At 37.1% G+C, this 2,790-nt stretch carries 3 protein-coding genes and 1 pseudogene; all 4 read left to right on the top strand.

Annotated elements, in window-relative coordinates:
- Positions 1-238 (top strand): annotated as a pseudogene (locus tag ACXJIE_RS00825) (hydrogenase 3 maturation endopeptidase HyCI); the annotation flags it as partial.
- 98 nt (positions 239-336) lie between these two features.
- Complete coding sequence (locus ACXJIE_RS00820) at positions 337-1,212, top strand: formate/nitrite transporter family protein (protein ID WP_456479085.1); 876 nt, start codon at positions 337-339, stop codon at positions 1,210-1,212.
- Between the two features lie 183 nt (positions 1,213-1,395).
- Complete coding sequence (gene fdhD / locus ACXJIE_RS00815) at positions 1,396-2,199, top strand: formate dehydrogenase accessory sulfurtransferase FdhD (protein WP_456479084.1); 804 nt, start codon at positions 1,396-1,398, stop codon at positions 2,197-2,199.
- A 36-nt stretch (positions 2,200-2,235) separates the two neighbouring features.
- Positions 2,236-2,790, top strand: a 555-nt coding sequence (locus tag ACXJIE_RS00810; RefSeq protein WP_456479083.1) for a winged helix-turn-helix domain-containing protein, incomplete at its 3' end; no start/stop codon positions are given.

Raw genomic sequence — 2,790 nt, 5'->3', positions numbered from 1 at the left:
AAGTGCGTTTATAGAGCTTAGCGGTTCATATAATTATTTTTTTACAACCCACAATATCCCAGTCGAAATTCTTATAAAAATGTTAAAAGAATATTGCCCTTATACTCTGTTTTTAGGAATTGACGTTCCTTCTGAAAATATTACGGGAATCAGTAACAACCTCTCTTTAACAGCTAAACAAAATGCAAAAAACGCTTATAAAAAACTTCAAAGACTTGAAGAAATTCTAATATCTTAACAATTTAAACTTTTTTTCTTAAAAAATGTCATTTACAAGACATTTCTTTTTTTCTTTTCCTTATAAACTTTTAATCGAATAAAAAAAAAGGAGTAACAATGGCATGTAAAGCACCACATCATACAATCGTAGCATTGTCTGATATGTCTAAGCATAAAGCGCATTTACCGTTACTTAGTGTAATTTTACTCGCAATTATGGCCGGTAGCGGAATTGCCTTGGGTGACATATTCTGGGCTCACGCAACCGTAGGAGTCGCAAAGAATCTAGCACCCGGAATTGCAAACTTTATAGGCGGTTTTGCATTCTCAGCCGGATTGATGTTAGTTGTATTTTACGGAGGGCATCTCTTTACTAGTTCCGTATTAAGCGGTGTAAGTTGTGCTGAAAGTAAAGTCAGTTTTATGGGCGGAGTTGTAGGTTACTGGACGGTAGTATGGATTTTTAACTTTATAGGTGCGGCAGCTACTGCATATTTATATTATAAATCAGGACTTCCTTTCAAATATGACGGTGAAATACTTAAACATTTTGCACACCTTGGATCAGCCAAAACATCCCTTGGCTTTACGGAAGCTTTCATAAGAGGAATTTTCTGTAACATATTCGTTTGTATGGCTGTATGGCTTGCAGTAGCCGTAGAAGACGGAGCGGGAAAAGTATGGGGAATCGCATTTTTAATCGCAGCATTCGTTGCCAGCGGATATGAGCACTGTGTTGCGAATATGTTCATTATTACTGAAGGGCTTATTTCTAAAGCTCACTATTTAGCACAATTCGGGGGAGATATTCATGCGGCGGCTCAGGCACTGCATGTTCCGGTTGAACACCTTGAAAATTTAAATGTTAAAAGCTTTTTATTAAAAAATGAACTTCCTGTTACATTGGGTAATATTGTAGGAGGAGTTATTTTCGTAGGTTTAGTTGCGCTGATTTCACACAAACCCGATATAGAAGCGGAAAAAAAACATTAATTTTTTCTGCCTCCCGGCAGAAATGAGGCGTGGCCGGAATATTACACTCCTTAGGATGCGCTAATCACAAGCCCTCCGAAATAGATTTCCATTCTCACTTAAACAGGCAAACCTTTTTCCGGCTACACCTGATTTTTACCCTACTTTGTTTATTTTATGTTATCATAACAAAAAGGCTATACAATGGAACCTGTTTACAAATTCAACATTAAAAAAGTAAAAAACGGCAAAAAATTCGATTTTGAAGATACATTAATCAGGGAAATAAGAACGGATATTTACATAAACGGTGAAAAAGCGGTATCTATGATGGCAACACCCGTTGATTTAAAAGCCCTTGCGGTAGGATATCTCATAAGCGAAGGGATAATAGGAAGTTTAGAAGACATTGAAAACATAGAACTTAAAAACGACGGGCTTATAATTGACGTAACGGCAAAAGCCGACACAAAAAAAATAGAAAAGCTCAATGAAGAAGCAATAATTGTAAGCGGATGCGGAAAAAGCATAACTTCAAACCTAAATATCGACCCTTCACAAATTGAAGCCGAAAAAATCAAATCCCAAAGAACAATCACACCTTTTGAAATTTCCAAACAGATGAGTGAATTCTACAATTCATGCCCCCTTTACGAACAAACAGGCTGCGTTCACACGGCAAGACTATACTTTGATGAAGACACATATTTTGACGCGGAAGACATTGCCCAGCATTCCACGGTGGATAAAGCCGCAGGAAAAGCGATACTTGCCGGATTAAATCCGGCTGAGGGCATAATGATGGTAAGCGGGAGGCTAAGCAGTGAAATGATAGTAAAAGCCGTAATGCATAAAATACCAATACTTATTTCAAGAACGGCCACAACGTGTCTTGGGGCGAAAATAGCAGATACATTCAATCTCACGCTTGTAGGATTTGCAAGGGGGGATAAAATGAATGTTTATACGCATGACTGGAGAATTGAAGAAATGAAAAGTGAAAAGTGAAAAATGTAAAACGGAATGTAAAATTAAGGAGCGAAAATGGAAAAAGTAAAAGAGCTGATTGAAAAATATAAAAACGAAGAAAATAAACTCACATGCGCAAAAGCTTATGTAGTGGCAAAAAAGGCGGGTGTTGAGCCAATTGTTGTCGGTAAGACGGCTGATGAAATGGGTGTGAGAATTACTGACTGTGGGCTTGGGCAGTTTGGAAAGCTTGATTTTACCGACAATTACGAAAAAGAGATAATCGACGAACTTCAGAAATTAGCGGATGAAAAAAACAGGGTATTTTGCAAAGACGCAAGAAAACTCGCCGAAAAATACAACCTCAAAAAAGTAAGAAGCGCAATTAAAGACAACGGATTTGACGTAATTTACTGTGAACTAGGTGTATTTAAAGAAAAAAAACGCCCTCGCGCATATATCAAAACAAAAATCTGGATAGAAGACAATAAAGGAAACTTACTTTTTGGAAAAGGTAAAACGGAAATACTTGAACTTATCGAAAAAGAAGGCTCAATCGCAAAAGCGGCTGAAAAAATGGGATTAAACTACAAAAAAGCCTGGAATCATATTAAAATATTGCAGCGAAAT

This window comes from Nautilia sp. (assembly GCF_053994455.1).
This window is presented reverse-complemented; position numbering and strand designations above follow the sequence as displayed.

Bases quoted from the DNA above. Each gene is read 5' to 3' on its own strand.
- ACXJIE_RS00820 (WP_456479085.1), top strand. From the start codon at position 337: ATGGCATGTAAAGCACCACATCATACAATCGTAGCATTGTCTGATATG.
- fdhD (WP_456479084.1), top strand. From the start codon at position 1,396: ATGGAACCTGTTTACAAATTCAACATTAAAAAAGTAAAAAACGGCAAA.